This is a genomic window from Pseudomonas sp. B2021 (assembly GCF_018135665.1).
GTDB classification, from domain to species: domain Bacteria; phylum Pseudomonadota; class Gammaproteobacteria; order Pseudomonadales; family Pseudomonadaceae; genus Aquipseudomonas; species Aquipseudomonas lactis.
This window is the reverse complement of sequence record NZ_SMOF01000001.1, coordinates 3,844,849-3,870,890: the sequence shown is the minus strand read 5'-3', so window position 1 is coordinate 3,870,890 and position 26,042 is coordinate 3,844,849. Positions and strand designations below refer to the sequence as shown.

General features: G+C 60.4%; 24 protein-coding genes. 8 read left to right on the top strand and 16 right to left on the bottom strand.

Annotated features, from left to right (window positions below):
• Positions 1 to 79: 79 nt before the first annotated feature.
• The 4 genes from E1K68_RS17210 to E1K68_RS17195 are packed head-to-tail and all read right to left on the bottom strand — an operon-like array spanning position 80 to position 4,706.
• Entirely contained in the window at positions 80 to 1,342 is a 1,263-nt protein-coding gene (locus E1K68_RS17210) for an HlyD family efflux transporter periplasmic adaptor subunit (RefSeq protein ID WP_212614464.1), read from the bottom strand.
• Positions 1,332 to 2,810, bottom strand: coding sequence for a TolC family protein (locus tag E1K68_RS17205; protein ID WP_137204367.1), 1,479 nt, complete (start codon positions 2,808 to 2,810; stop codon positions 1,332 to 1,334). Before E1K68_RS17205 ends, E1K68_RS17210 begins: the two co-directional genes overlap by 11 nt.
• Positions 2,803 to 4,002, bottom strand: a complete 1,200-nt coding sequence (locus tag E1K68_RS17200) for an ABC transporter permease (RefSeq protein ID WP_137204368.1) — start codon at positions 4,000 to 4,002, stop codon at positions 2,803 to 2,805. The genes E1K68_RS17205 and E1K68_RS17200 overlap by 8 nt, the downstream gene beginning before the upstream one ends.
• Positions 3,999 to 4,706: an ABC transporter ATP-binding protein gene (locus E1K68_RS17195; protein WP_137204369.1), complete on the bottom strand. Its 708-nt coding sequence runs from the start codon at positions 4,704 to 4,706 to the stop codon at positions 3,999 to 4,001. The genes E1K68_RS17200 and E1K68_RS17195 overlap by 4 nt, the downstream gene beginning before the upstream one ends.
• 355 nt (positions 4,707 to 5,061) lie before the next feature.
• On the opposite strand from E1K68_RS17195, the gene E1K68_RS17190 reads away from it, so the two are divergent.
• On the top strand, positions 5,062 to 5,793 hold the full coding sequence (locus E1K68_RS17190) for a TetR/AcrR family transcriptional regulator (protein ID WP_003192146.1): 732 nt from the start codon (positions 5,062 to 5,064) through the stop codon (positions 5,791 to 5,793).
• 428 nt (positions 5,794 to 6,221) lie between these two features.
• Positions 6,222 to 10,118, top strand: a complete 3,897-nt coding sequence (locus E1K68_RS17185) for an Ig-like domain-containing protein (RefSeq protein WP_003192144.1) — start codon at positions 6,222 to 6,224, stop codon at positions 10,116 to 10,118.
• Between the two features lie 71 nt (positions 10,119 to 10,189).
• Here E1K68_RS17185 and E1K68_RS17180 read toward each other — a convergent pair whose 3' ends face one another.
• Both E1K68_RS17180 and E1K68_RS17175 read right to left on the bottom strand, forming a co-directional pair.
• Positions 10,190 to 11,251 carry an FUSC family protein gene (locus E1K68_RS17180; RefSeq protein WP_003192141.1) on the bottom strand — a complete coding sequence of 354 codons (1,062 nt, stop codon included), beginning with the start codon at positions 11,249 to 11,251 and terminating at the stop codon, positions 10,190 to 10,192.
• 163 nt (positions 11,252 to 11,414) lie between these two features.
• On the bottom strand, positions 11,415 to 13,031 hold the full coding sequence (locus tag E1K68_RS17175) for an NADP-dependent glyceraldehyde-3-phosphate dehydrogenase (protein ID WP_057710350.1): 1,617 nt from the start codon (positions 13,029 to 13,031) through the stop codon (positions 11,415 to 11,417).
• Positions 13,032 to 13,169: 138 nt separating this feature from the next.
• On the opposite strand from E1K68_RS17175, the gene E1K68_RS17170 reads away from it, so the two are divergent.
• Positions 13,170 to 14,045 carry a Dyp-type peroxidase gene (locus E1K68_RS17170; RefSeq protein ID WP_003192138.1) on the top strand — a complete coding sequence of 292 codons (876 nt, stop codon included), beginning with the start codon at positions 13,170 to 13,172 and terminating at the stop codon, positions 14,043 to 14,045.
• 121 nt (positions 14,046 to 14,166) lie between these two features.
• On the opposite strand, the gene E1K68_RS17165 is transcribed toward E1K68_RS17170, so the two are convergent.
• Entirely contained in the window at positions 14,167 to 14,901 is a 735-nt protein-coding gene (locus tag E1K68_RS17165; RefSeq protein ID WP_212614463.1) for a carbonic anhydrase, read from the bottom strand.
• Between the two features lie 188 nt (positions 14,902 to 15,089).
• Here E1K68_RS17165 and E1K68_RS17160 point away from each other — a divergent pair, with 188 nt between their 5' ends.
• Complete coding sequence (locus E1K68_RS17160) at positions 15,090 to 16,238, top strand: MFS transporter (RefSeq protein WP_057710352.1); 1,149 nt, start codon at positions 15,090 to 15,092, stop codon at positions 16,236 to 16,238.
• Here the strand turns inward: E1K68_RS17160 and E1K68_RS17155 are convergent.
• Positions 16,235 to 16,756, bottom strand: a complete 522-nt coding sequence (locus E1K68_RS17155) for a DUF3087 family protein (RefSeq protein ID WP_057710353.1) — start codon at positions 16,754 to 16,756, stop codon at positions 16,235 to 16,237. The genes E1K68_RS17160 and E1K68_RS17155 overlap by 4 nt on opposite strands.
• A 114-nt stretch (positions 16,757 to 16,870) precedes the next feature.
• Here E1K68_RS17155 and E1K68_RS17150 point away from each other — a divergent pair, with 114 nt between their 5' ends.
• Together E1K68_RS17150 and E1K68_RS17145 are read left to right on the top strand one after the other, a co-directional pair.
• Positions 16,871 to 17,050, top strand: a complete 180-nt coding sequence (locus E1K68_RS17150; RefSeq protein ID WP_003192131.1) for a hypothetical protein — start codon at positions 16,871 to 16,873, stop codon at positions 17,048 to 17,050.
• A 12-nt stretch (positions 17,051 to 17,062) separates the two neighbouring features.
• Complete coding sequence (locus E1K68_RS17145) at positions 17,063 to 17,263, top strand: DUF6021 family protein (RefSeq protein WP_003192129.1); 201 nt, start codon at positions 17,063 to 17,065, stop codon at positions 17,261 to 17,263.
• Between the two features lie 30 nt (positions 17,264 to 17,293).
• Here the strand turns inward: E1K68_RS17145 and E1K68_RS17140 are convergent, their stop codons facing one another.
• Complete coding sequence (locus E1K68_RS17140) at positions 17,294 to 17,530, bottom strand: DUF6555 family protein (protein ID WP_003192128.1); 237 nt, start codon at positions 17,528 to 17,530, stop codon at positions 17,294 to 17,296.
• Between the two features lie 120 nt (positions 17,531 to 17,650).
• On the opposite strand from E1K68_RS17140, the gene E1K68_RS17135 reads away from it, so the two are divergent.
• Together E1K68_RS17135 and E1K68_RS17130 are read left to right on the top strand one after the other, a co-directional pair.
• Entirely contained in the window at positions 17,651 to 18,484 is an 834-nt protein-coding gene (locus E1K68_RS17135) for an arylamine N-acetyltransferase (protein WP_034133817.1), read from the top strand.
• A 125-nt stretch (positions 18,485 to 18,609) separates the two neighbouring features.
• Positions 18,610 to 19,362 carry an outer membrane beta-barrel protein gene (locus E1K68_RS17130; protein ID WP_212614462.1) on the top strand — a complete coding sequence of 251 codons (753 nt, stop codon included), beginning with the start codon at positions 18,610 to 18,612 and terminating at the stop codon, positions 19,360 to 19,362.
• A gap of 62 nt (positions 19,363 to 19,424) precedes the next feature.
• Here the strand turns inward: E1K68_RS17130 and E1K68_RS17125 are convergent, their stop codons facing one another.
• From E1K68_RS17125 to nuoJ, 7 genes are all read right to left on the bottom strand, one after another.
• Entirely contained in the window at positions 19,425 to 19,739 is a 315-nt protein-coding gene (locus E1K68_RS17125; protein WP_003192124.1) for a hypothetical protein, read from the bottom strand.
• Complete coding sequence (locus tag E1K68_RS17120) at positions 19,729 to 20,079, bottom strand: toxin (protein WP_003192123.1); 351 nt, start codon at positions 20,077 to 20,079, stop codon at positions 19,729 to 19,731. The genes E1K68_RS17125 and E1K68_RS17120 overlap by 11 nt, the downstream gene beginning before the upstream one ends.
• Before the next feature lie 237 nt (positions 20,080 to 20,316).
• Positions 20,317 to 21,780 carry an NADH-quinone oxidoreductase subunit NuoN gene (nuoN, locus tag E1K68_RS17115; RefSeq protein ID WP_003192122.1) on the bottom strand — a complete coding sequence of 488 codons (1,464 nt, stop codon included), beginning with the start codon at positions 21,778 to 21,780 and terminating at the stop codon, positions 20,317 to 20,319.
• A 7-nt stretch (positions 21,781 to 21,787) separates the two neighbouring features.
• Positions 21,788 to 23,320: an NADH-quinone oxidoreductase subunit M gene (gene nuoM, locus E1K68_RS17110; RefSeq protein WP_003192119.1), complete on the bottom strand. Its 1,533-nt coding sequence runs from the start codon at positions 23,318 to 23,320 to the stop codon at positions 21,788 to 21,790.
• Between the two features lie 49 nt (positions 23,321 to 23,369).
• Entirely contained in the window at positions 23,370 to 25,223 is a 1,854-nt protein-coding gene (gene nuoL, locus E1K68_RS17105; RefSeq protein ID WP_212614461.1) for an NADH-quinone oxidoreductase subunit L, read from the bottom strand.
• Positions 25,220 to 25,528, bottom strand: a complete 309-nt coding sequence (gene nuoK / locus E1K68_RS17100; RefSeq protein ID WP_003174727.1) for an NADH-quinone oxidoreductase subunit NuoK — start codon at positions 25,526 to 25,528, stop codon at positions 25,220 to 25,222. The genes nuoL and nuoK overlap by 4 nt, the downstream gene beginning before the upstream one ends.
• 2 nt (positions 25,529 to 25,530) lie before the next feature.
• Entirely contained in the window at positions 25,531 to 26,034 is a 504-nt protein-coding gene (nuoJ, locus tag E1K68_RS17095; RefSeq protein ID WP_003174726.1) for an NADH-quinone oxidoreductase subunit J, read from the bottom strand.
• Positions 26,035 to 26,042 lie beyond the last annotated feature (8 nt).

Here is a 26,042-nt window from a genome sequence, read left to right as displayed (position 1 = left end):
TTCAGGAAGCACGCGTTATCGTTGACGTTTTTCGCGAGCAAGCTCGCTCCTACAGTTAGGGCATACTCGGGATCGAGGGTCAGTGATTGACTCCCCCGCCCCTCACAAACCCCGCCTCAAGCCCAAACACCTCAACCCCCTGCGGCGTCGATTGCCCGGTGGTCACGTTCACCCGCTGCACCGGTTTATCCATCGCCGCCCGATACTCCACCGTCATGTCCGCCTGGATCGCCTGGCTGGGAATCACGATCGCTTGGTCATTGTTGTAGGTGACGATAGTCAAGCGCGCACTCATGCCCAGGCGCACCCGCTGCAACTGTTGCGGTGTCAGCTTGGGGATCGACAAGGTCACCGGAAACTGCGCGCTGCCCTGGCTGTCGCTGGCGATGGCCAAGCCGCTGACCACGCTGACCGAACCCGTCAGCCGTTCGCCATCAAAGCCATCGCCCATCACTTCCACGGCCTGGCCCTGACGCAACTGGTTGATATCCAGCTCTGAGACCTTGGCGACGATTTTCAACTGTTCGATATTGGCCAGGCCGAACAGCACCTGGCCCTGGCTGACCTTGCTGCCGGCCTGCACCGGCGCGCTGTTATTGCCGCCAGCTTGCGCGGTGTTGTTGCTGCCGGGGGCCGGTACCACGATGCCGGAGAAGGGCGCCTTGACCTCCTTGCCTTCGAGCAGTTTCTGCAAGGCTTCGTACTTCACCGTGGCATTGGTCAGTTCCATTTCGGCGATCTGCCGGTATTCGCCCTGGCCTTGGTCCAGGGCTTGTTGCAGCTCACTGCGCGCCGCCGCCAGGTCCAGTTGCTGCTGCTGAGTCTGCTGCTTGAGGTCATCCAGTTCGTTGCGCGGGATGATGCCGCGCTTGAACAGGTTTTCGCTCTCGGTGAGTTTGCGTTGGGTGTTGCCCGCGGTCATTTCAGCGGTGCGTAAACTGCGACGGGCGCGGCTGACGGTGGGGCTGCTGCCCCAGTCCTGCATTTCCTGCACGGTGCGCCGGGCCTTGAGTTGTGCGGAGAGGGCGTCGCGCAGTTGCACTTCCAGCGCCGCCGGGTCCATGCGCAACAGGACCTGGCCGGCCTCGACGCGCTGGCCTTGTTCGACCAGGTTAGCCAGCACATTGCCGTCGAACGGTGCCGTCAGGGTGACGGTGGTCTGCGGCTCGATCTTGCCCACCAGGCCGATCTGGTGCACCAGCGGGTCGGGCTTCACGGCCAGCCACTGCTCGGCCGTGTTCGCTGGCTCGGCGCCGCCGCGTTGGCTGAGCAGGCTGACTGCCGCCCCGGCCAACAACAGGGCCAAGGCAACGGCCAGCAGGGATTTTTTATTAATAGTCATTGAGGGCGATTTCCCAACTTTCCAGCGTCATGCCCAGGGTCAGATCGAGCTGGGTCTGGGCGTTCAAATAAGCGATCAGCGCATTGAGCTGGGCATTTTCGGCATTGCGCAGGTCGGTCTCGAAGCTCAGCACCTGGAAGTTGGTGGAGCGTCCGGCACTGAGTTTTTCCCGCTCGATCTCGATCTTGCGCCGCGACAACTCCACGGCGCGCTTGGAGATTTCATATTGGCGCCAGCGGGTGCCGAGGTCACGCACCACATTGTTGACGTTGCGCTCCAGTTCCTGGCGAGCGTCGGTGATGCGGATTTCCTGATCCTCCACATTCACCCGCGCACGCACTTCGGCCTGGCGCGTGCTGATATCGCCAATAGGGATCTGCACTTGCACCCCGGCGTAACTGTCCCAGGTGCGGTTATTGTTATGGCCGTCGTCGTTATCGGTGGCGGCGCGTATCTGGTTGGCGCCTGCGACCAGGTCCACTTGCCAGCGCCCGGAATCCTTGGCGATCACCAGGTTAAGGTCGGCCTGCTGGCTGCCGAGCAGGGCGGCGAGGTATTCCGGTTGCTGGTTTTGCGCGAGGTTGAAGGCCTGGCGCTTGTCTATCTCCATGGGGCTGGCTTCCAGGGCCTCGGTGGCACGCACCGGTGTCGACAGGTCCAGGGCCAGCAGGCGCAGTAACGCCAGGCGGCTGGTGTCGAGTTGGTTGCGGGCTTCTTCCACGCCCAATTGCTGGGTGGCGATGTCGGCTTCGGTCTGCACGATCTCGAACTCGGCCATGCGCCCGGCGCTGATCAGCGCCTTGTTCACCTCCAGCAAGGTCGTGGAGCGCTTGAGGGCTTCCTGCACGATCACCAACTGTTCCTGGGCACGCAGCAACTCGCGGTAGGTGGCGATGATCTGGCTGATGGTCTGCGCCACGGTGGCCTTGAGGTTCAGGCGGTTGGCCTGCTCGGCCAGGCGCGACAGGCGCAACGGTGCGGTGGTGGCATCCCAGCCGGCGCCGCGCATCAGCGGTTGGATGATCGCCAGGTCCAGGCCGTCGCTGCGGTAGCGGCCGGCGCGGTTGGCGTTGTTCAACTGCTGGGTCCAGGCCATGCTCAAGCGTGTGCCGTATTCACCCAGCAGGCTGCTGCTAGGCGCGACGTTGGCGTTGCGCGCATTGTCTTGGGAGCCGCGGGTGCTGCGGTAATAGCTGTTAAGGGTGAGCTTGGGGTTGAACACGTCTTCGGCCACGCGCAGGTCGAACTTCTGCGCCACCCGTTGCAGGTAGGCGCTGCGAATCGCCGGGTTATTACGCAGGCCCAGGTACACCGCGTCGCCCAGGGTCATAGTGGTGGCTTGGGCATTCAGCGAGACACTGCGCTCGTAGCCGCTGCGGGTGGTGCTGGGTGCCTGGGGGGTGATCACCACGTCGGCGGCCACGCCCGGCAGGCTGATCAGCATGAGCAGTGGCAGGTACTTATTCATCGCGCAGGGCCTCCACCGGCTGCAAGCGTGAGGCCGACACTGCCGGGTAAATGCCAAAGAACAAACCCACCAGCAACGTGCTGCCCACGCCCAGGGGCAGGGCCGCCACTGCCAACGCAAACGTCCAGCCCGACAACCACGCATACAGCCAGGCAGCGGTCATGCCCAGTACCGCGCCGCACAGCGCGCCCACGGCGGTGAGGGTGACCGCTTCGAGCAAAAACAGGTTGCGGATGTCTCGCTGGCGCGCGCCCAAGGCCATGCGGATGCCGATCTCACGGCGGCGTTCCGAGACGTTCATCAGCATCACGTTCATGACCCCGACACCGCCGCCCACCAGGGAGATTGCGCCGAGGGCCAGCAGCAGGTAGGCGAAGGTGCGGCTTTGGCGGGTCATGCCATCGATCATTTGCTGGGGCACCGTGATGTCGACGTCATGGTCGGTAAGCTGGGGTTGCAGCGCGGCGGCGGCATCCCTGGCGATACGTTCCATGTCCTGTCCCGGCGCTGCGCGGATGATCAGGTTGTTGATCTGCGGGTTGGCGTAGATGCGGCGCATGCCCTCGGCGGGAATAAACAACGATTCGTTGGCTTGCACCGGCATCAGCATGGCCCGGGGCTGGTTGTGCAGGATGCCCACCACCAGAAACAGGTAATCGTTGATACGCACACGGTCGCCCAGTTGCAGCGGGTCGCCCGGTGCGCCGAGGGCCTGGGCGAGTTGGTCACCGATTACCCCGTAGGTTTCGTTGGCATCGAAGGGTGACAGGAAACGCCCCTTACGCAACGCCAGGCGCATGGCGTGCTGGATACCCGCAGTGCTGCCGACAAAGTTGGCATTAGTGGTACGCCCATGAAACACGATGGGCCCGCTGAACAGGCTGAGCGCGCCGAGATGGGCAATGCCCGGCACTGCCTGGCGTACCGCGTCGAGGTCGAGCTGGGTGCGCATCGGCACGTTGCTGCTGCCCTTGGGTGGGAACTGGGCGATGAGGGTATCGGTACCCATGTCCTTGAAAATCATCGCCGCATCCACTGCCGCGTTGTGGCCGATATTGATCAGCGCTACCACCGAGGAACTGCCGATGACGATCCCCAGGAGCGCCAGGATCGAGCGCTTGCCCAAGGTACGCAGGCTGATAAACGCTTCATGCAGCAGTTGGCTGAGGCTCTGCTCGACCCGCAGGCTCATGGGCGCCGGGCCTCATGCACCACGCCGTTGCGCACCAGAATCTTGCGCTCCAGGCGCTCGGCAATGTGGGGGTCGTGGGTGACGATGATCAGCGTCACCTGTTGCTCACGGTTAAGGTTCAACAGCAGGTCCATGATCTCTTGGGCGGTGGTGCTGTCGAGGTTGCCGGTGGGTTCGTCGGCCAAAATCACCGAGGGGTTGCCGACCAGGGCGCGAGCAATGGCCACGCGCTGGCGCTGACCGCCGGAGAGGTCGGCGGGCCGATGGTGGGCGCGGTCACCGAGGCCGACCTGTTCGAGCATGCGTTGGGCGTGTTCCACCGATTCATGCCGCGACACGCCGCGATAACTCAAGGGCAGCGCGACGTTGTCCAGGGCGCTGAGGCGGGGCAGCAGGTTGAAACTCTGGAACACGAAGCCGATCTGCTGGTTGCGGATCGCCGCCAGCTCATCGGGGGTGGCGTTGAAAATATCATGGCCGGCAAAGTGGTACTGGCCACAGTTGGGCAGGTCGAGCAGGCCGAGGATGTTGAGCAGGGTGCTTTTGCCGGAACCGGAAGCACCGAGAATGCCGCAGCTGTCACCGCTGGCGATGCACAGGCACACATCATTGAGAATGCTCAATTCTTGCCCGGCGAGCTGATAGCGCTTGCCGATGCCTTGCAGGGAAATCAAACCTGGGTGCGCGGGGGTCTGTGTCATCATGACTACGCCTGCAGTCTCGACGGTACCGCCTTGCCCCCGGAAACCCTTTGTAACAAGTTCGGAAGCTGCCTGTACGCGTCACGGACTGGTTTTATTTCTTGTTTTTAAAATATTGTTTGAATAGTAACTGCCTTCCTGACGCTTCGCCAGCCACGGAGGTAGAGCGGTTTTACCCTTCGAAACGATTTCGCCGTCACGTGTGTGGGGCGCACAAAAATTCCATGCCTCGTCTCAAAAGCCCGGTTATACAGGCTTTGCAAGATATGGCGGAGTGTCACTACTTGCTTTCGACGGGCCGCCCCGGTATAAAAAATCAAATTATTTTTTAAAACAATATTTCCGCCGTGGAACCCATATGGTCGCGAAGAAACTCAGCGCTCCAAACGTTACCAAGACTCGACTGCTGGATGCGACAGAGGCTCTTTTCATCAAGTACGGCTATGACGCCGTGTTGCTACGGCAGATAACCGAACGCGCCCAGGTCAATCTGGCGGCGGTGAACTACCACTTCGGGGACAAGGACTCCCTGATGAAAACCCTGCTGATGCAACGCCTGGAACCCTTAAACGAGCAACGCCTGGAATTGCTGGCGCGCTGTGAAGCCGAATCCGACGGCCCGCTGGATTGCGACACGCTGCTGGGCGTACTGTTTGCCCCGGCCATGGGCCTGGAGCGCAGCGACCCGGCCAGCGGGGAAGGGCGCTCGTTCATCCGCTTCCTGGGCCGGGTCTACAGCGATACTTCGCCGTTCATCCAGGAATACCTCAAGGTGCATTACCAGCCGGTGTTCCAGCGCTTCTTCGAAGCCTTCGCCCTGGCCCTGCCGGATTTGCCGCGCAATGAACTGGGGGTGCGCCTGCAATTTGCCCTCAAAGCCATTTCCGGGGTCATGGCCGGCACCGAACTGCGCCTGCTGATGAACTCCATGAGCCTGGGCCGCCCGGCCACGGATGCCGAGGTAATGGCCAAGCTGATCACGCTGGTGTCGGCGGCGATTCGCGTGCCGCAGCAGAGTGCCGAGGCTGAAACGGCGCTGGCCAAGGTGCTGGAGACCCAGCGCGCCATTCGCGAACAGGCTGCACGCTGAAACCCATCCCCAACCCCCTGTAGGAGCGAGCTTGCTCGCGAAAAACGCAATGACACCGCGGTTAACCAGAATGCCCGCGTTATCGTTGACGTTTTTCGCGAGCAAGCGCGCTCCTACAGGGGTAGGCCTTTTTTCTGAGCTAAAAAGCAGGCAAAAAAAAGCCCGCTGGGGCGGCGGGCTTGATATGCAACGTTTGTAACGGATGAGGCTTCACACTACGGCTTGGCTTGTGAATAAATCGTGAAAAATATGTAAGAAGAAGTGTGAATGTGCGGGCATTGTATTAGGTGTACTTTCACTCGACCCAATGTACCGTTTGTCGTCACTGTCAATTCTCACAGCTAGACGCGGCTTCCCTTACCACTGTTTGATCTCCCTGGCCCCACGCATAATTCCCTGTGCGTGCCCTTCAGCCAGGAGAGCTCTTCATGTCTGATAACCCGTTTGATTCCGGCAGTGATCGCGCGCCCGCTGCCTCTGATGACACTTCCTTCCCCATAGCCTGTCTGCCCCACCAGAGAGAGTCTATTGTCCCTGGCCCACAGCGCGTGGAAAACCTGGACCCGCCTTATTCCGCGTATCCCTCGGTCCCTATTGCTGGGCATGTGCCCGGTGAGGTTGCGGTCTATGGCCTGGGCATCCGGCATGTGCGCCCTTACGCACTTATGTCATTTGAAAATTGGTCTGCGCAGGGTATTGATGACTACTTCGCTAGTTACTTCGGCCGTAGCGATGCCGACCTGGCTTTCCCGGTAGCTGACGACCTCGTTAGCGATACCACCCTGGTTCGCCAGAACCTGGCGATCCCCGAGGAGCGTATGCCTGAGGGCGAAGTGGTGACTTATGGCCGAGTACGCCGGGCAGGCAGCGGCAACGAAAGCACTTCCCCCAAGCAGATTATTCTGATCAAAACCACCCGGCCAGGTGGCACCGATACCGACCCGGGCAGCTCATGGCATACCGGGTTGGTCATGGAAGTCGAAGGGTTCCCCGAAGGCGAGACCCTGCGCTTGGAAAATATCGGCCTTGGCGTGTATTGCCTGATTTACTTGTACGAACACATTCGCAAGAACGATGTGATCGAACTGTCCTGGGATGGCATTTTTGTACTGCATACCGTCACTTCCGATGAAGCGGGCGGAGCGGGGCCGATCCGCGTATTTGTGGATAAGTCCATCATTGCGCAGGGCGGACAACGGGGCACATTGACCCTGCGTTTTCGGGTGCGAGATGTGGTGGAGAACTTCTCCGGCGAAAAATATCAGTATTCCAAACCCTATTTCCTCAACGCCGAACTGGACCCCAGCCTGTTGAACGCACCGATTTTCCTGGTGGATGACCAAGAGCTTGAATCCCGACAGATCGACTTCGACACCCAGAGCGGCTCGACCTTCGAACTCGTCGTCCTGACAGACCGGCAGTTTCCAGCGCCTAACCCCAGGTATGAGATCACCGTTTCCTTGCTTTGCACCCGAGACGACGGCACCAGCGAGACTATCCTGTTGGGACCTGTGCCTGATTTGAACCGAGGGTTTACCTATATTCCTATTGATAACGACATCATTGCGCAGCTGGTTGGGGGCTCACTTAGGGTGTCATTTTTCTGGAAAACCGATGCGCCGCTACCGCGCGAGTCCGGCAGCCTCACGATTACCGTGGTTGGCACCAAGGTTTCAATGCCCGCGCCTAGCGTCAGCCCTATCGAACTGGGGTTGATTCCGGCAGGTGAGGACATCACCGTCACCATACCTGCCTACGAGCCGCACAGCCCCGGCTGGCTGGAAACGCTGTACATCACCCATGTACCGCCGGGTGGAGGTAGCGCGATTATTTTTAGCCGAGAGCAGTTGGCCGGTTCTCAAGGCGGCACCTACACCGTCACCGCAGCCGAGTTGGAGCAATTCAATGGGCGGGGTGAAATCCACATTTATTACACCACCAATGATGGCGCCGCCCATATTTTGGGAGGCGGCGCCTTGGCGATTCGTCAATCGGCGATGCTCGGGGCGCAAGTCGGTGAGCGCATTGCAGACATGCCGGCGCCGCGCTTGCAGGGCGCTATTGGTAACAACGTGGACCCGGCTGACGTGCCTGGTAGTGATGTGCTGGTCACCTTTACCTACTTGGGAACACAAAACGGCGACAAGCTTCACTGGTCGTGCATTGGTTCAGGCCTTGGCGGCTCCGCCAGTGGCACTATCGAGATTAACGGCGCAACCGCCGGCAAGGAGTTGCACTATCCGGTCACCCGCGACATTCTCGATAAAAACCTCAACGGCAGCCTGCGTATCTCCTACAGCCTGGAGCGTGAGGGACCGCCGAAAGTGGTGTTGCGTTCAGAAGTACTGATGCTCACCGTGGGCAAAGGTGTGGAGTTGGACCGGCCGATCATCGAGGGCGCCTCCACCGCTCCCGATGAACTCAACCCGTTGGCGGCAATAAGCGGCACCCGGGTAATCGTGAAATTCCGGCCGATGCTGGACGGTGACCTTATTACGGTGGATTGGATCACCGCTGATCATCACGGCAGCTTCGCAGATAATGTTGCTGGTAACCCAACTACCCATGAAGCCAGCGTGTGGGTCGACGCTCGCACCATCGCCCGTGGGATTCGTGAGGGTGGCAACACCATCAATGTGCAATATCACTTCCATCGCGGCACGTTCCCGTACGAGTCCGTGATCGTGCCCCTGCGGCTATTGCCGTTGGCCGGGTTGCCGACGCCGACTATCGAAGGCATCAGTGGGCCGGTTCTGGACTTGTCACAACTGAGCCCAACCGCGCGGACCTACATTCCGGTGTGGAGCTTCATCCATGCCGAGCAATTGATGTGGATGACGTACGAAAGCGAAGGCGTTGTGTTTGAAGACACTTACACCGCCAATGAAGTAACGAACGACGGCGTGTTGAATGGGATCAGCCCGCCCACGCCTGTGGACAAGATCAAGCTGCTGGAGGACGGCGTGGATTTGACGATCAAGTTCTGGGTCAGCCTGGCGGAACGCCCTGACAAGAACACTGCCGTGCTGTTCGGTGTGCGCCATTACACCATCCAGGCCTTGCCGGGAGTATTGCCTCATCCGTTTATCAATGGCACCACCGATACCGGACCAAGTGTGACGGTGGACCCGCTGCCGATTGAACACAATACGACGGTGACCGTCCGCTACACCGGTATGAGTGGTCAAGACCGCATAACGCTTGAATGGATTTTGGCCGACGGCACTCATCATACGGCGGTAGAGAACGGACTGGATGGAGGCACGGTGGTATTCAACCTGACCGCGGATAAAGTCTTGCACCGTAGTGTGAACAGTACGGTGTGCTTGAAGTATTCGGTGGTACGTACGGGTGTGGCGGACCCGATTCCGTCGAATGTGCAGACGGTGACGGTCACTACCATTCCTGCTGCCAGTTTGCCACAGCCACGGATCAATAATATTGCACCCGGTGGCGTTCTGAACTTGAACAGCTTCACAGGCAATGCCTCTGCATCAGTCGCCAAGTGGTCTTTGAGCTCAGTGGGCAATCGTGTGTGGCTCACCTGCAGCAGTTCGGGAGTGGCACCGCTTCATGTACTCACGGCTAACGGCGCGTTGATCACTTCAACAGAGGCTGCCAATGGCCTCGTGAACAAAGCCGTATTACGCAGTTGGCTGGAGTCATTACCCAACAACAGGCAGATAACGATAACCTGTGAAGTGGAGTTTGGCGGTAATACGGATAAAGCGCGTGCTGTCGTATTCCCTACCACATCATATACCGCCGCCTATCCGGCCTTGTCTATCAGTACAGCCACGATGACGTTAAATGGAACCGCTTATATCATGGCCGGCTGGGTAAAGAGAGCAGAGTACGCCGGCAATACGCAGACCCGGGCTGCAACCGGTGGGCGACCTCCTTATACCTACACCTCCCAAAACCCGTCCGTGGCGACGGTCACATCTACAGGGTTTGTGTCAGGGATGCGTAATGGCAGTACTAACATTGTTGTCACTGACAGGGCGAATAACCAAGTGTCCTATACCGTTAGCGTCAGTAACGTATGGCAAGTACGTGAAGACCGCCGCGGTATGGATTGGGGCACCGCAGTCAATTGGAGAAAGTCCCTGCCAGGCGCTATTGGTCATTACGGCGATGCTATTCGCTTCATGGGCAACGCTTATGGTTGGCCATTGCCGGTACCTTATGACTCTTGGTACTGGGTATGTACAGAGCCTCAATGCGACGCCTTGACCGGAGTACTCTGGGACTCCATCGACCCAGAAGTAGTCTGGTGTAATCGAAAGCAGGCGGTTGGATGGGCCTGGTGCTTGCAACCTTAAATATAAGGGCACTGTAAAAAAGGCGAAGCAGGTTCATGGGGTTGTATAGGACCTGCTTCTCTGGCCTGTTACTAAATTTTCCAATGTAACGAGCTTTTCAAAAGCCGCTCGCGCATCCCGTCGACATTCGCGGTCAGTTGCAGCGTCAACAGTCGGTAGCCGTCCAGCCCGTTGTGCACCGGGACCTCCAGCAACGTGACGTTCGTCGCGACACTGCCAGGGCGCTCCAACCGCTCCGTCACCCCCGACTTCAACGCCCGCGCCATCCCCACCAACTGCACCCGAATCTGCCGATGCTCGGCCTTCAACATCACCCGCATCCTTGCCGTGGCCTGCTCATCACGCGGGTCCGGCCGGGTATTGCCCAGAATCTCCAAAGTGCTGATGCACATGCGCAGGTGCCGCTGGATCGCATCCAGTTCAGTCATGGAAATCCGCACTTCCTTGGACACCGACGGCATCAACGAGCGCAGTTGCACCATCGCCCCGTTCAAACGGTTGAGCAGCTTGAGGTGTTCATCGTTGGTTACCGATTGGCCATTGGTGATCCGGCTATAAATCTGCGCGCAGTCCCGCAGGGCGCTGGCCAGGTTGTAGCGCCACGAATACACGGCGTACAACGGCAAGGCGAAGGAAAACGCCAGGGCCAGCACGATGCCGATCAGGATATCGACGGTGCGCCACAGGCCATCGGAGATTGGGTTGTCGCCATGGCCGGCGACGATAAATACCGTAATCGCCGACAGCAGCGCGATGTAACCGCCCTTACCGATGGCGTGATAGGAAAAGAACCCGCACACCACCGACATCAGCAGGTAGGTGAGCAACGGCAGGCCGAAGTAAGCCTGTTGCACCACCAGCAGCAAGCCGACGCTGGCGCCGATCAAGGTGCCGTAGGCGCGCTCGACGGCTTTCTTGCCGATGTTGCCGTGGTGCTGCAGCCCGCCGATGACAATCAGCATGGTCACCGACGCCCATTCACCGTGCGGCAGGTTGAGGCCGGTGGTCAGCAGGATGGTTGCCAGCAAACCCACGGACACGCGCGCGGCGTGGATCAGCTTGGCATGGCGAAAGCGGCGGTAGGGGTCGAGCAAGGGGCGCAGCAGGCGCCGGGCAAAGAAGGGCAGGTTCATCAGTATTAAAGTGGCCTCGATTATCTGAGTATGCGCGATCAAATGTGGGAGCTGGCTTGCCTGCGATAGCATCACCGCGACCTGACTGAAAGACCGAGGTGCCAGCATCGCAGGCAAGCCAGCTGCCACACTGACCTGTCTGCACATTGAAACGGGGTTGATCTTAGAAGATGTAGTCGGTGGTCAGGAAACTCGAGTCTCGATTGCGCAAAATGTCGCTGACCAACGCCTTGTTACTTTCCTGGAACTTGGTCGCCACCAAGGTGCGGATCGAGAACACACGCAAGGCGTCATGCACCGACAACGTGCCCTCGGCCGAGTTCTTGCGCCCGTTGAACGGAAAGGTATCCGGCCCGCGCTGGCATTGGGCATTGATATTGATGCGGCCCACCTGGTTGGCGAAGGTGTCCACCAGGCGTCCGACTTCCACGGGGTCGGTGCCGAAGAGGCTCAGCTGCTGGCCGAAATCCGAGTCCAGCACGTAGTCGATCACGGTTTCTAGGTCACGGTAGGGCACGATCGGCACCACCGGGCCGAATTGCTCTTCGTGGTAGACACGCATCTGCGGGTTCACCGGGTACAGCACCGCCGGGTAGAAGAACGAGCCACGGCTGCTGCCACCCTCGGCATTCATCACCTTGGCGCCATGGCGCGCCGCATCGGCCACCAGTTCGTTGAGGTAATCGACCTTGCCCACCTCCGGCAGTGGCGTCAGCGCCACGCCGTCTTCCCAGGGCATGCCGGGCTTGAGCGTCGCCAGCTTGGCGTTGAACTTCTCGATAAAGCGCTCGACCACGTCTTCATGCACGAACAGGATTTTCAACGCGGTGCAACGCTGGCCGTTGAACGACAGCGAACCGGTAACGGCTTCGTTCACCGCATTGTCCAGGTCTACTTCGGGCAGCACGATCCCTGGGTTTTTGGCATCCAGGCCCAGCGCAGCGCGCAAACGGTGCGGCTTGGGGTGCAGCTTTTTCAAATCACTGGCGGCCTTGTTGGTGCCGATAAACGCAAAGATGTCGATCTTGCCGCTGGCCATCAGCGCGCTCACGGTCTCGCGACCGCTGCCGTAGATCACATTGATCACCCCGGCCGGGAAGCTGTCGCGGAAGGCTTCCAGCAAGGGGCGGATCAACAGCACACCCAGCTTGGCCGGCTTGAACACCACGGTATTGCCCATGATCAACGCCGGGATCAGCGTGGTGAAGGTCTCGTTCAACGGGTAGTTGTAAGGCCCCATGCACAACGCCACGCCCAGGGGCACGCGGCGGATCTGGCCGAGGGTGTCCTGCTCCAGCTCAAAGCGACTGCTGCGCCGGTCGAGTTCCTTGAGGGCATTGATGGTGTCGGTGATGTAGTCGCAGGTGCGGTCGAATTCTTTCTGCGAGTCCTTGAGGTTTTTGCCGATCTCCCACATCAGCAGCTTGACCACCGCATCACGCTGTTCGCGCATGCGCCGCAGGAACGCCTCGACGTGCTGGATACGCTCAACCACCCGCATCGTCGGCCATACACCCTGGCCACGGTCGTAGGCGCGCACGGCAGCATCCAGGGCGGTGAGGGCGGTGTCGGCATCCAGCAACGGCGTGCTGCCGATGTGCACGCGCTCATCACCCAGTTGCACGGGGCTTTGCACGCGGGCGAGCGGGCCGTTCCACTCCTGCAACTGGCCATCGACCAGGTATTCACGTTGCTCAATGGGCGCTGCCAGGCGAAATTGCTCGGGAATCTGCGCGGTGGAGGTGGGAAACAGCTGGGCGAGCAGGTTGCTGGTGGTCATGTCGCTACCCCTGGAATAGTTGCAAAACATGACTAGAGAGTCACCCAACACGCGGCTCTAACGCAAGGCTTGCGCGCATTCTTGTTCGCAGCGCGGTGTACGCCGGGTAAACTGCGCGGCTTTTCAGAAGGAGTTCACATGAGTCAGTACCAGCCGGGCATTCTTGCCGCACCGGTGCCTTTGCAGGCCCGCCATCTGTTTTTTGCCCTCGACTCGCTGCAAGCCGTGCCCGCTGCGCTGGACGCACTGGTGCAGTTGACGGATGCGGCGGCCGTGGTGGGGTTCGGTGAGCCGCTGGTAACGGCGCTGGGTGTCCAGATCCCAGGGCTGCGCTCATTCCCGGCCGTCAGCGGCCCTGGCGCCCACAACCCGTCGACTCAACAGGCGCTGTGGGTATGGCTGCATGGGGTGGATCGCGGTGAGTTGCTGCTGCGCAGCCGGACCGTGGAAAAAGCCCTGGCCCCGGCGTTTCGCCTGGTGCAGTCGACAGAAGGCTTCCGCTACAAGACCGGCTTTGACCTGACCGACTACGAAGACGGCACCGAAAACCCTCACGACGATGCCGCCGTGGAAGCCGCGCTGACCGACAGCGGCGCCAGCTTCGCTGCTATCCAGCAATGGCAGCACGACCTTGACGGTTTTGCCGCGTTGCCTGCCCAGGAGCGTGACCACATCATTGGCCGCCGTCATGGCGATAACGAAGAACTCGACGATGCCCCCGAGTCGGCCCACACCAAGCGCACCGCCCAGGAAAGCTTCACACCGGAAGCCTTCGTGGTGCGCCGCTCCATGCCCTGGGCCGAAAATGGCCAGGCGGGGCTGATGTTCCTCGCGTTTGGTCATTCTTTCGATGCGTTCGAAGCGCAGTTGCGACGCATGAGTGGGTTGGAAGATGGGATTGTCGATGGCCTGTATCGCATCAGCAAGCCGTTGACGGGGGGTTATTACTGGTGCCCGCCGCTGAAGGACGGGCGCCTGGATCTGGGCGTGGTTTTTGAGACGCCGCTTCCTTGAGCGATCATTGCCCCCTGTAGGAGCGAGCTTGCTCGCGAAAAGCGTCAACGATAACGCGCGCCGCCTGACTCAACGCGGCGCCTTCGAGTTTTTCGCGAGCAAGCTCGCTCCTACGCAAAGCCTAACCGAGCATTTTTACTTTGCCGCTGTGCAGCTTGTACACGCCGCCGACAATCAGCAGTTTTCCCGCCGCGACCGCATCAGCCAACAGGCTTGATTCAGCCGTGAGCCGCGCCATGGTGTCGGTGACATTTTGTGCAATGGCGTTTTCCAGCAAATCGCCGGGCGCTTTCAATACCTTGTTCACCGAGGGTTTGAAAGTATCGGCCAAGCCCTGGATCTTGCCCGGGAAGCGGGCGTTATCCTTGACGGCCTTGACCCCCGCCGCGACTGCGCCACACATGTCGTGCCCCAATACCATGATCAGGGGCGTGCCCAATACCGCCACCGCGTATTCAAGGCTGGCGAGCCCGTTATCGGTGACGAAATTGCCCGCGACCCGTACCGCGAAGAGGTCGCCGCGGGCGGTGTCGAAAGCGTACTCGGGAGCGATCCGCGAATCGGCACAACTTAACACCGCGACGAACGGATTTTGCCCACCCACCAACACTTCACGCTCGATCATAAAGTCATGACGCTTGGTCACCCCGTCGGCGTAACGCTGGTTGCCTTCCATCAGCCGCTGCAAGGCAAGTTGGGGGCTGAGGTCGTTGGCGGGCTTGGGCAGCGCTGGCGCCGCCGATGTTGCGTTCGCGAGGGAGGGCAGCGCCCCGCTTAGTAGCGTTGCGCTTGTACTGACGGCAGCCAGGCGTAGGAAGTTTCGACGGTCTTTGAGGTGAACAGGGCGGTTGCACATCGGGAAGGTTCTCAGACGGGTTGAGGGCACTAGGGTGGGAACGATCAGCCGAAAGAGATGTAAGAAATATCTGATTTTGCTTGTGTCTAGCAGCGGGGGCGCTTTCTAAGCACAAGACTCAGCCCTTGTAAAAAAGGCCAGGGGAAGGCTAGTGTGGCGGCCTGAATATTTCTGAATGTTTCAGTTTTATGTCCAGCCTTGCCCAACGCACCGCCAATACCACCTCGCGCCGCGCGGCACTGACCCTCGGGTTTTGCCTGCCCAGTGATGTGCTGCTGTACCTGTTGCTGCCCATGGAATCCGAGGCGTTCGGCATCACGCTGGCCCAGGCTGGGGTGTTGTTGGCGGCTAACCGTCTGGTACGGATCTTTGGTTATCGGCATGTACTGAATTTTTATGCACGTAACGGCGACCGCCTGACCTGCATGCTCGCCGCCGGCGCGGCAGCACTGTGCGCATTGGGTAATTCGGTGCTGTCGGGCTTCGCTGCGCTGTTGGTCTTGCGGCTGGTGTGGGGCCTGTGTTTTGCCGCGTTGAACCTGTCGACCCAGGTACTGGCGACGTCTGAACCTGAAGGGGCGGCGCGCAGGGCGGGGCGCTCACGGGCATTGATCGCCTTCGGGCCGATGCTGGCCCTGCCTCTGGGCGGGTTGCTGACGTTATGGGCCGGGCCGCGCCCGATCTTCCTGATTCTCGCCGTCTGTTGCCTGGCAGGGTTGTGGATCGCTCGCGGCCTGCCCACCTCCGGTCATGACTTGCACAGCACTCCGGGGCGCCGCTTCAGGTGGCCTGACAGCGTTGCGCTGTGGTCGTTTATCGAAGGTGTCGCGCTGGACGGCTTGTTTATCTTTGGCCTGTCGATCCAGGCGCAGAAGATCATGGGCGGGGATGCGGTACTGATCGCCGGCGGCTTGATGGGCCTGCGCTACCTGTCGGAATTGCTCCTGAGCCCGTTGGGCGGGCGTGCGGCCCAGCGTTTCGGTGCCACGTCGATGCTGTTGCTGTTTTCGTTCTTGAGCGCCCTGGCCCTGGCTGCGTTCGGCAGCCATTGGGTGATCGTCGGCGCGGCGGCGGTGCTGGTGCTGCGTGCGTTGCAATTGCCCCTGGTGACTACCCTGGTGGCCGAGCGCAACCCCGGCGCCATGCGCGTGTCTGCATTGGCGTCCAACGCCGTATGGCGCGATATCGGCGCCGGCCTCGGGCCGCTGCTGGCGGGCCTGTTGCTACCTGTGGCCTCGGCGCCCTGGGTGTTTGGCCTGGCGGGTGCGGCGATTGCCCTGAGTGCAGTGTTTTGCTGGCGGGCCAAATGGCCCACTGACGTGTCCCTGCGGAGCTAAGCGCTTTTCAGGCTGTCCAGCCAGGCAGGATCAAGCCGGGTTTGCTCGGTAGCGATCCCCAGGGCCTGCATCTTCGCCTTGTGGGCCTCGATCTCGCCCACCATTTGCGCCTGGGCGCTGGAGTTGGCGTCCAGTTCGTGCATCTGAATCAGCCCCAGATGATAGAAACGCAACAGCTTGATGGCTGACGGGTCGTTGGCCTGTACCCGTTCGCTGACCTTGTGCATCACATTGGTCACGCTCATCAGGCTGCGTTTGAGCTGCCAGCCATACACCGCCGACGTCATCCAGGGTTGGGTCCAGAACGGGCCACGTACCAGCGCGACGGTGATCAACACCCCGGCAAAGACGCCGCCGACGTTGAAGCGAAAATTATCACCGCCAGGCTCACCGAACAGCATCACTGCCAGGCTCGATAACAGCATGGCCAAGGCCAGGAACAGCACGGCAATGACCAGTGTGCTGCGACGGGTCTGTTGGCGATAGGTGGCGGGGTCGCAGGGTTTGAGCTCGAACATCCGGGGCAGGTCTCCAGAAAGAGCGGTCATCTTCTCATGCTTGGCGCAATGAAGTTGAACGATGGCGGCGGGCGATTTCTCTAAAACGGTGAACCCTTCATGAGGTCAGCCGTCATGCCCGACTATAAACAGCCACCGCCTGGTACACCCGACCCGCACCGCACCCCCGGTGAAGAGGAGCGCGACAACGATGCGTTGCGCCCCAATGATCCGAAAGAACGAGGCCCGGACGACGATGTGCAGCGCGCCGAAGAAGACCTGGAAAACCTCCACGACAAAGCCCGTCCGCTTTAACAGGAGAACCTGATGAACAAGCGTACCGATGGCCCCCATTCCAACGAACACGCCAGTGGCAAGGATGAACTGGGCTTCGACCCGGACTCGCCGGACCTGGCCGACCCGCAGGTCGACCCGATCGGCCCGGCAATTGCGCCGCTGGACAAAACGGACGAGGAGACAGCGAAAAAAAAGCCGCCCTACGATCCGTTGGGCGACTTGAAGCAGTGAACCGAGCCCCGCCTGTGTGCGGGGCTTTGTTTATCTGGGCGGGGACCAGCTGACGTCGCTGATGCCGTATTTTTCCGCCCAGGGCCGGGTGGTCTTTTTCACCTGCTCGTGACCCACGCGACCGATGCGGCTGACATGGGCAATGTCGGCATCAACGGCCGCCCAATGCCAGGCCTCGGCGTTGTTCATCACCTCGGCGCGCACCACGAAAGACTTGGGTTTACCGTGTAGCTGATAGTGGACGGTGTAGATTTTTGCGGTACTCATGTTGCCTCCCAATCTTGTTATAGATGGATAGGCTGGCGCTCCAAAAGGTTCATTCAAAATGACAACGCACACAGAGGCGCGGCATAGTGACGCTCTTGCCCTGCGCCCAAGGATCGCGCCATGCACACACTCGCCGATAGCCGCCTGTACCTGCAACGCCTGGGCTATGCCTCGCCACCGCCGCCCACCCTGCAAACCCTGCGGGACCTGCAACTGCGCCATGTGTGCACCTTCGCCTTTGAAAGCCTGTCGACCCTGATGCATGCACCGGTGCCGATCGACCTGCCCAGCGTCGAGCGTAAGGTGCTGCATGAGGGGCGTGGCGGCTATTGCTACGAGCTGAACCAGCTGTTCCTGGCCCTATTGCAGGAGCTGGGCTTTGAAGCCCGTGGTATCACCGGGCGCGTTGTGATCGGCGGCCCACCGGACGCCCACACCGGGCGTACCCACCGCTTGAGCCTGGTGACCCTCGACGGCGTGCGCTATATCACCGATGTCGGTTTTGGCGGCATGGTGCCCAGCAGCCCGTTGCAACTGGACAGCGACGCGCCCCAGGTCACCGCTCATGAGTGCTTTCGTCTGACACACAACCAAGGCAGTTACACGCTATGGGGCCAGGTGGGTGAAGAATGGCGTGGCCTGTATGTGTTCGACCTGCAAACCCAGGCCGACATCGATTATGAAATCGGCAACTGGTACGTCTCCACGCACCCTGGCTCACCGTTCGTAGGGCAGTTGAAAGCCGCGCTGCTTGCGCCCGGTAAACGTCATACCTTGGCCAACGCCCGCTATGCCCTTCATTATCTGGATCGACCCAGCGAAAAGCGCACGCTCAAGAGTGCCGATGAGTTACTGGGACTGTTGCGCGACACCTTCGGCATTCGGCTGCCGGAGCAGCCTCAACTTCGCGAAGCCGTTGAACACCTGATTCGCATGAATCCTGAAGAGTCTTGAGTTAGAGCCTTCGCTGAATCGTTTTTCCTCCGTTTTGGTGCAAATCCGTTCGAACTTTTTGCAAAAGCCAAGGTTCGAACCGATTCCTGAATACTTTGCCCACCTTAAAATGGAGATGTAAAACGATGTCCAAACTATTCGGAAAATTCCTCAAGAACACCTCGTTGCTGGCCCTGGTAGCTGCGCCTGGCGTGGTGTTCGCAGCACCTTCCACTGACCCGATTTCCACGTTCGGGATCATGGGCAGCTACAACGACTTCAAACTTGAAGGCGGCAGCGAAAGCGACAAAGATCACATGCCCGAAGCCGGCCTGTTCTACAACTTCGGCAACAAGCTCACTGCCGAGTCGGGCTTTATCTACCTGGCCGGTATCGAAGCCAAGTACGGTGAAAAAAGCGATAACAAACTCAAGGAAGGCCAGGCCGACCTCGACCTCGGCTGGCGTGCCGCGCTGGATGCGCGCAATTTTGTCGACGTGATCGTGGGCGGTGGCTACAGCTGGACCCGCTACGAGCCGGACACCAATGGCTACGACATGAAGCTCACCAACAAATCGCCGTTTGCCAAGGCGGCGCTGGGCTACAACCACCAGTTCGATGACATGACCCTGCGCGTTGAAGCCGGCGCCCGTCACACCATCGACGGCCGCGCCAAGCTCAAGGTCGACGGCGTCGGCAGCGACACCGTAGACCTCAAGGACCGCACCAACCCTTACGCCGAAGTCAGCCTGCTGATGAACCAGAAGGGCGACCTGCCAGTGATGGCGGGCCTGTACTACACCCGCACCGAGTACAAGCTCGATAACGACTCCTATGTGGCCGACAACACCAAGCTCAAGCGTGATGAGTATGGTTTCAAGGTGGGTATCGCGTTCTAACGCTGTTTGCGCTGCAAAAACGCCCCGAATGCTCGGGGCGTTTTTTTTGCGGCTATTGCCGGTCAGCCCAATGCGGCAAGTTGCGCCACGGTTTCCGGAAAGCGCGCCACCAGTCGTATCAACGTGACAGCCTGCGCATTCGGCTTGGCCCGGCCTTGCTCCCAGTTCTCCAAGGTGCGGGTGTTGGTGCGCAGGTACATGGCGAATACCGAGCGGGACAGGTTGAGTTGCTGGCGTACGGCGATTACCTCGTCAGCGCTGAGTGGCGCCAGCTTGTTGAGGTGCGCTTTGTGGGTGCGCAGGGTAATTTTGCCCTGGCGTTCATCAGCCAAGGCGTCGAAGCCTTCGACCAGTTCGGAAAAGATTTCACGTTTCATGGTGTGTTCTCGCTTTGATTTCCCTGTCTAGCATGTGTTTAAGGGCTTTCTTGTGTTGGGGTGTCAGGTCGTTCTGTTCGTGTTTGCCGTACAAAGTGAATAACCAGAATTGCGTACCGCCTGACCACCAGTAGTAAATGACCCGCAGGCCACCGCGCTTGCCTTTGTTTCGTCGCTCATCGACGAAGCGAACCTTTCTCAACCCGCCCGTTCCTTCGATCACGTCTCCCGCTTCTGGGTTTTTCATCAACTCCTGCTGAAAACCGTGAAAAAGTTCATCGCTCAGATAGTCCCTGCGATGCCGTTCGAATGCCGGCAGTTCGATAAATAGAGCATCCATGTTCTGTACGTAGTCTGCGTATAGTTTGGTGGCCCACTCGCTTTGGGTCAAGCGCCCAAGCTGTGGGAACTTTCTTAAAACGCAGACACCTTAGGCCGCATCCAGCGGGGAAGATGCCGGATGAGGAGGCAGATTGAAGAGGAAATTTCAGCGAGTAGGGAAGGGAAAAAGCCAGGCTACAGAAATGCAAAACGGCGCCCAAAGGCGCCGTTATGTTTACTGCATTAATCTAAGCGATCAAACGCCCAGCACCGCGTGCTGCACCAGGGTGAGCAACGGTTGTGGGTACACGCCCAGGAAGAACGCGAGCAGGGCGATGGCCAGCAGCATGACGCCACCGGCTTTCTGTTCCCAATGCAGCTCGGCATCCACACGGCGCAGGTTTGGCTCGATCAGGTACAGGGTGACCATCACGCGCAGGTAGTAGAACACGCCGATGGCGCTGCCCAGTACCAGCGAGGCAACCAGCCACCATTCGTGGGCTTCGACACCGGTAGCGACGATGTAGAACTTGCCGATAAAGCCCGCCGTCAGCGGAATGCCGGCCAGGGACAGCATCATCACGGTGAGCACGGCGGTCAGGTACGGCCGGCGCCAGAACAGGCCGCGGTATTCGTACAGGGCGTCGGCGTCACGGCCTTTGTACGGCGACGACATCAAGGTGATGACGCCGAACGCACCCAGGCTTGTGATCACGTAGGTGACCAGGTACACGCCAATGGCTTCCACGGCCAGGCCTTTGCTCGCCACCAGGGCGATCAGCAGGTAGCCGAAGTGGGCGATGGACGAATAGCCCAGCAGACGCTTGAGGTTGTTCTGGGTCAGGGCCAGCAGGTTACCGAACAGGATCGACGCTATGGCGATCACGGTCAGCACGTTGCTCAGCACGCCGGTGTTGGCGGCGGGGGAGATCTGGAACAGACGCACCATCACCGCAAACACCGCCACTTTCGACGCAGTGGCCAGGAACGCCGCCACCGGCGCTGGGGCGCCTTCGTACACGTCCGGGGTCCACAGGTGGAACGGCACCAGCGACAGCTTGAACGCCAGGCCGATCAGCATCATCGCCAGGCCCAGTTGGGCAATCGGCGCCGGGCTGTTGGTGGCGGCCAGGGCGTGGCCGATACCGGTGAAGCTCAGGCTGCCAGCTTCGGCGTAGAGCAGGGCCATACCGAACAACAGGAACGCGGAACCGGCAGCCGACAGCACCATGTACTTGATGCCGGCTTCCAGGGAGCGCTTGTTGAAGAAGGCATAGGCCACCAGGCCGTAGGTCGGGATCGACAGCAGTTCCAGGCCGATGAACAGGCCCGCCAGGTGCTGAGCGCTGACCAGCACGATACCGCCGGCCGCAGCCAGCAGGATCAGCAGGTACAGCTCTTCCTTGTTGCCCGGGTAGCCGGTGCCGCCTTCGCCGAGGTAGGCGTGGGCGAGGGTGACGCAGGCCAGGGTCGCCACCAGGATCAGGGCGATGTACAGCAGTGCGAAGTCATCGACCATCATCAGTGGCGTGACCGCCAGTGGCGCGACCTTGAGGGCCGGAATGATCGACAGCAGGGCCAGGTTCAACCCGGCGCAAGACAGCAGGAACGTTTGCGAATGATTGCGGCGCCAGGCGATCGCCAGCATCACCACCACGATGGTGAGGCTGGTGATCAGCAGCGGCGCAAGCGCGATAAAGTGTTGGATCGTGAATTCCATAGCGCTCTTACCGGGCCGAAGCGAGTTGGGAGAAGGCGGTGCCGAACCACTGCTGCACGCCATGCATCGTTGCGGCAGAAGTGTCCAGGAACGGTTGCGGGTACACGCCGATGAAGACCAGCAGTACCGCAAGGCCGAGCACCATGATCAGTTCGCGCGCATCCATCCCTTGCAGGACGGTGTCGGACTTGGCCGGGCCGAAATAGGCGCGGTGGATCATGATCAGCGAGTAGACCGAACCGAACACCAGGCCGGAGGTGGCGATGGCGCTGATCCACGGCGTTTGCACAAAGGCACCCATCAGGATCAGGAACTCGCCGATGAAGTTACCGGTACCCGGCAAGCCCAGCGACGCGGCGGCAAAGAACAGGCTGATGGCCGGCAGGTACGCGATGCGCGACCACACGCCACCCATCTCACGCATGTCACGGGTGTGCAGGCGCTCGTACAACTGGCCACTCAGGATAAAGAGGGCAGCGGCGGAAACACCGTGGGCCAACATCTGGATCACCGCACCCTGCAGCGCCAGTTGGCTGCCGGAGTAGATGCCGATCAGTACGAAACCCATGTGGGAAACGGACGAGAAGGCAATCAGACGCTTGATGTCGGTTTGCGCGAAAGCCAGGAACGCACCGTAGAAGATCCCGATCAGACCCAGGGTCATGGCGATCGGCGCGAATTCGGCCGAAGCATTCGGGAACAGCGGCAGGGCGAAACGCAGCAGGCCGTAGGCAGCGGTCTTCAGCAGGATACCGGCCAGGTCCACGGAGCCGGCAGTCGGCGCCTGGGCGTGGGCGTCAGGCAACCAGGAGTGGAACGGCACCACCGGCAGCTTCACCGCGAAGGCGATGAAGAAGCCCAGCATCAGCACGTACTCGGTGGTCAGCGACATCTTGGTTTTCAACAGGTCGGCGTAGTTGAAGGTAATCACGCCGGTGTTGTTGAAGTTGACCAGTACCAGGCCCAGGATCGCCACCAACATGATCAGGCCGGAAGCCTGGGTGAAGATGAAGAACTTGGTCGCTGCGTAGATCCGGGTTTTCTTGCCGTCCGAAGAGCTGTGACCCCAGAGCGCGATGAGGAAGTACATCGGCACCAGCATCATTTCCCAGAAGAAGAAGAACATGAACAGGTCCAGCGCCAGGAACACGCCGACAACACCGCCCAAAATCCACATCAGGTTCAGGTGGAAGAAGCCCACGTGACGTTGGATCTCTTTCCAGGAGCAGAGTACCGAGAGGATACCCAGCAGGCCGGTCAGCAGGATCATCAACAGCGACAGGCCGTCGAGGGCCAGGTGCACGTTGATGCCGAAGCGCTGGATCCACACGTGCTTGAATTCAAGCGCGAAGGTGGGGTCGACACCCGGTGCCGGAGCGAATGAATAGTCACCATGGGCCCACAGCCAGAGGCCGAGCGCGAGTTCCAGGGACATGGTCAGCAACGCAATCCAGCGGGGGAGGGTGGCGCCGAAGCGTTCACCCATCCAGCAGAGCAGGCCGCCGATAAAGGGGATCAGGATTAGCCAGGGCAGAATCATGACGGGCTCGTTTCCTTTTGCAAGTTCGCAAAGTACGCAATGTTCATAGTCATACCGCTACCACCACGATGGCGCCGATCACCAGCACGGCACCGACGGCCATGGAAGCTGCATACCAACGCAATTGGCCGGTCTCGCTGCGGCTCAGGGCGGTGTGACCGGCCTTGGCGGCACGCGGGATCAAACCGATGGTCTGGTCGAGCGGGTCTTTGCGCAGCACGTGGCTGATCGCAAGGTAAGGTTTGACGAACAGTTTGTCGTAGATCCAATCGAAGCCCCAGGCAGCGAACCACCAGGCCGACAGGAAGCGACCAATGCCACTGTTGGCCACGGCGGTCACGAAGCGACGCTTGCCGAGGAACAGCAGGGCCGCCAGCAGGATACCGGCGATGGCGATGGCGCCCGAGGCGATTTCCAGGCTGTGCTGGGCTTCGCCGCCGGCATGGCCGACGCTCTGTGGCAACACACCGTGCAGCGGTGGAGTGATCATCGCGCCGACGAAGGTCGACAGGATGATCAGCACCGACAGTGGCAGCCAGTGGGAGATGCCGTGGCCTGCGTGCGCTTCGGTCTTGGCTTCACCGTGGAAGGTGATGAAGATCAGGCGGAAGGTGTACAGCGAGGTCATGAACGCACCCACCAGGCCTGCGTACAGCAGGTTCTGGTTACCGCTGGCGAAAGCTTCCCAGAGGATTTCGTCCTTGGAGTAGAAACCGGCGGTCACCAACGGCAAGGCGGCCAGGGCGGCACCACCGACGATGAAGCTGGCGTAGGCCAGTGGCAGTTTCTTCCACAGGCCGCCCATCTTGAAGATGTTCTGCTCGTGGTGGCACGCCACGATCACCGCACCGGAGGCGAGGAACAGCAGGGCCTTGAAGAATGCGTGGGTCATCAGGTGGAAGATCGCCGCGTCCCAGGCGCCCACGCCAAGGGCCAGGAACATGTAGCCGATCTGGCTCATGGTCGAGTAGGCGAGGATACGCTTGATGTCGGTCTGCACCAGCGCGGCGAAGCCGGCCAGCACCAGGGTCACGCCGCCCACGATGCCCACCAGGTGCAGGATGTCCGGCGCCAGGGTGAACAGGCCGTGGGTACGGGCGATCAGGTAGACACCGGCGGTCACCATGGTGGCGGCGTGGATCAATGCCGATACCGGGGTAGGGCCGGCCATCGCATCCGCCAGCCAGGTTTGCAGCGGCAGTTGCGCAGATTTACCCACGGCGCCGCCCAGCAGCATCAGGGTCGCCAGGGTGATCCAGAAGTCGCTGACCTGGAATTTCTGCGGAGCCAGTACCAGCAGTTCCTGGATGTTCAGCGTGCCCACCTGTTGGAACAGGATGAACAGGCCGATGGCCATGAACACGTCGCCGATGCGGGTGACGATAAATGCCTTGAGTGCCGCGTTACCGTTGTTGCGGTTGCTGTAGTAGAAACCGATCAACAGGTACGAGCACAGGCCCACGCCTTCCCAGCCGAAGTACAGGAACAACAGGTTATCGCCCAGCACCAGAAACAGCATGCTGGCGATAAACAGGTTGGTGTACGAGAAGAAGCGCGAGTAGCCCGCTTCACCGCGCATGTACCAGGACGCGAACAAGTGGATCAGGAAGCCCACACCCACCACCACGCCGAGCATGGTGATCGACAGGCCGTCGACGTAGAGGGCGAAGTTGGGCTTGAAGCCTTCAACCGCCATCCACTGCCACAGCACCAGGGTGTAGTGACCGCCTTCAGGCGGTGCCACATTGAATTGCCAGATGACGTAGGCGGCCACGATGGCCGACAGGCCGATGGAGCCCACGCCGATCAGGGCCGAGAGGTTTTCCGACCAGCGCCCGCGAGAGAACGACAGCAGCAGGAAACCGATCAGGGGGAATACGAAAGTCAGAAAGATCATGTTCATCCGCGCATCTCACTGGCAGCGTCGATATCAAGCGTGTGGAAGCGACGATACAGTTGCAGCAGGATCGCCAGGCCAATACTGGCTTCGGCGGCTGCCAGGCTGATCACCAGGATGAACATGACTTGTCCATCCGGCTGGCCCCAACGTGCGCCTGCCACGATGAACGCCAGTGCCGCGGCGTTCATCATGATTTCCAGGCTCATCAACACGAACAGAATGTTACGGCGAACCATCAGGCCGACCAGGCCAAGGCAGAACAGGATGCCGGCGACCGCCAGACCATGCTCCAAAGGGATAGCAGGCATCGTCATTGCTCCTTGGCTTCGTTGCGGCCCAAGTGGAAGGCCGTGATGGCTGCGGCGAGCAGCAGCATCGAAGCCAGTTCAACCACCAGCAGGTACGGGCCGAACAGGCTGATGCCCACGGCTTTCGCGTCTACGGTGGTGTGGCCGATGGCCTGGCCGCTCTGGTGAGCGAACAGCACATACAGCAGTTCACCCAGCAGCAGGGCTGCGAGCACAACCGGGCCGAGCCAGATGCCGGGCTTGAGCCAGACGCGCTCCTGGGCGACCGAAGCCGGCCCCAGGTTGAGCATCATCACCACAAACACGAACAGCACCATGATGGCGCCGGCGTAGGCGATCACTTCCAGCACTCCGGCGAACGGTGCGCCGAGGCTGAAAAACGTCATGGCCACGGCGATCAGCGAAATGATCAGGTAGAGCAGGGCGTGCACAGGGTTAGTGTTGGTGATCACGCGAAGCGTGGACACCACTGCAATACCCGATGCGAAATAGAAAGCGAATTCCATCTTTCTTC

Bases quoted from the DNA above. Each gene is read 5' to 3' on its own strand.
- E1K68_RS17210 (WP_212614464.1), bottom strand. From the start codon at position 1,342: ATGACTATTAATAAAAAATCCCTGCTGGCCGTTGCCTTGGCCCTGTTG.
- E1K68_RS17205 (WP_137204367.1), bottom strand. From the start codon at position 2,810: ATGAATAAGTACCTGCCACTGCTCATGCTGATCAGCCTGCCGGGCGTG.
- E1K68_RS17200 (WP_137204368.1), bottom strand. From the start codon at position 4,002: ATGAGCCTGCGGGTCGAGCAGAGCCTCAGCCAACTGCTGCATGAAGCG.
- E1K68_RS17195 (WP_137204369.1), bottom strand. From the start codon at position 4,706: ATGATGACACAGACCCCCGCGCACCCAGGTTTGATTTCCCTGCAAGGC.
- E1K68_RS17190 (WP_003192146.1), top strand. From the start codon at position 5,062: ATGGTCGCGAAGAAACTCAGCGCTCCAAACGTTACCAAGACTCGACTG.
- E1K68_RS17185 (WP_003192144.1), top strand. From the start codon at position 6,222: ATGTCTGATAACCCGTTTGATTCCGGCAGTGATCGCGCGCCCGCTGCC.
- E1K68_RS17180 (WP_003192141.1), bottom strand. From the start codon at position 11,251: ATGAACCTGCCCTTCTTTGCCCGGCGCCTGCTGCGCCCCTTGCTCGAC.
- E1K68_RS17175 (WP_057710350.1), bottom strand. From the start codon at position 13,031: ATGACCACCAGCAACCTGCTCGCCCAGCTGTTTCCCACCTCCACCGCG.
- E1K68_RS17170 (WP_003192138.1), top strand. From the start codon at position 13,170: ATGAGTCAGTACCAGCCGGGCATTCTTGCCGCACCGGTGCCTTTGCAG.
- E1K68_RS17165 (WP_212614463.1), bottom strand. From the start codon at position 14,901: ATGTGCAACCGCCCTGTTCACCTCAAAGACCGTCGAAACTTCCTACGC.
- E1K68_RS17160 (WP_057710352.1), top strand. From the start codon at position 15,090: ATGTCCAGCCTTGCCCAACGCACCGCCAATACCACCTCGCGCCGCGCG.
- E1K68_RS17155 (WP_057710353.1), bottom strand. From the start codon at position 16,756: ATGTTCGAGCTCAAACCCTGCGACCCCGCCACCTATCGCCAACAGACC.
- E1K68_RS17150 (WP_003192131.1), top strand. From the start codon at position 16,871: ATGCCCGACTATAAACAGCCACCGCCTGGTACACCCGACCCGCACCGC.
- E1K68_RS17145 (WP_003192129.1), top strand. From the start codon at position 17,063: ATGAACAAGCGTACCGATGGCCCCCATTCCAACGAACACGCCAGTGGC.
- E1K68_RS17140 (WP_003192128.1), bottom strand. From the start codon at position 17,530: ATGAGTACCGCAAAAATCTACACCGTCCACTATCAGCTACACGGTAAA.
- E1K68_RS17135 (WP_034133817.1), top strand. From the start codon at position 17,651: ATGCACACACTCGCCGATAGCCGCCTGTACCTGCAACGCCTGGGCTAT.
- E1K68_RS17130 (WP_212614462.1), top strand. From the start codon at position 18,610: ATGTCCAAACTATTCGGAAAATTCCTCAAGAACACCTCGTTGCTGGCC.
- E1K68_RS17125 (WP_003192124.1), bottom strand. From the start codon at position 19,739: ATGAAACGTGAAATCTTTTCCGAACTGGTCGAAGGCTTCGACGCCTTG.
- E1K68_RS17120 (WP_003192123.1), bottom strand. From the start codon at position 20,079: ATGGATGCTCTATTTATCGAACTGCCGGCATTCGAACGGCATCGCAGG.
- nuoN (WP_003192122.1), bottom strand. From the start codon at position 21,780: ATGGAATTCACGATCCAACACTTTATCGCGCTTGCGCCGCTGCTGATC.
- nuoM (WP_003192119.1), bottom strand. From the start codon at position 23,320: ATGATTCTGCCCTGGCTAATCCTGATCCCCTTTATCGGCGGCCTGCTC.
- nuoL (WP_212614461.1), bottom strand. From the start codon at position 25,223: ATGAACATGATCTTTCTGACTTTCGTATTCCCCCTGATCGGTTTCCTG.
- nuoK (WP_003174727.1), bottom strand. From the start codon at position 25,528: ATGCCTGCTATCCCTTTGGAGCATGGTCTGGCGGTCGCCGGCATCCTG.
- nuoJ (WP_003174726.1), bottom strand. From the start codon at position 26,034: ATGGAATTCGCTTTCTATTTCGCATCGGGTATTGCAGTGGTGTCCACG.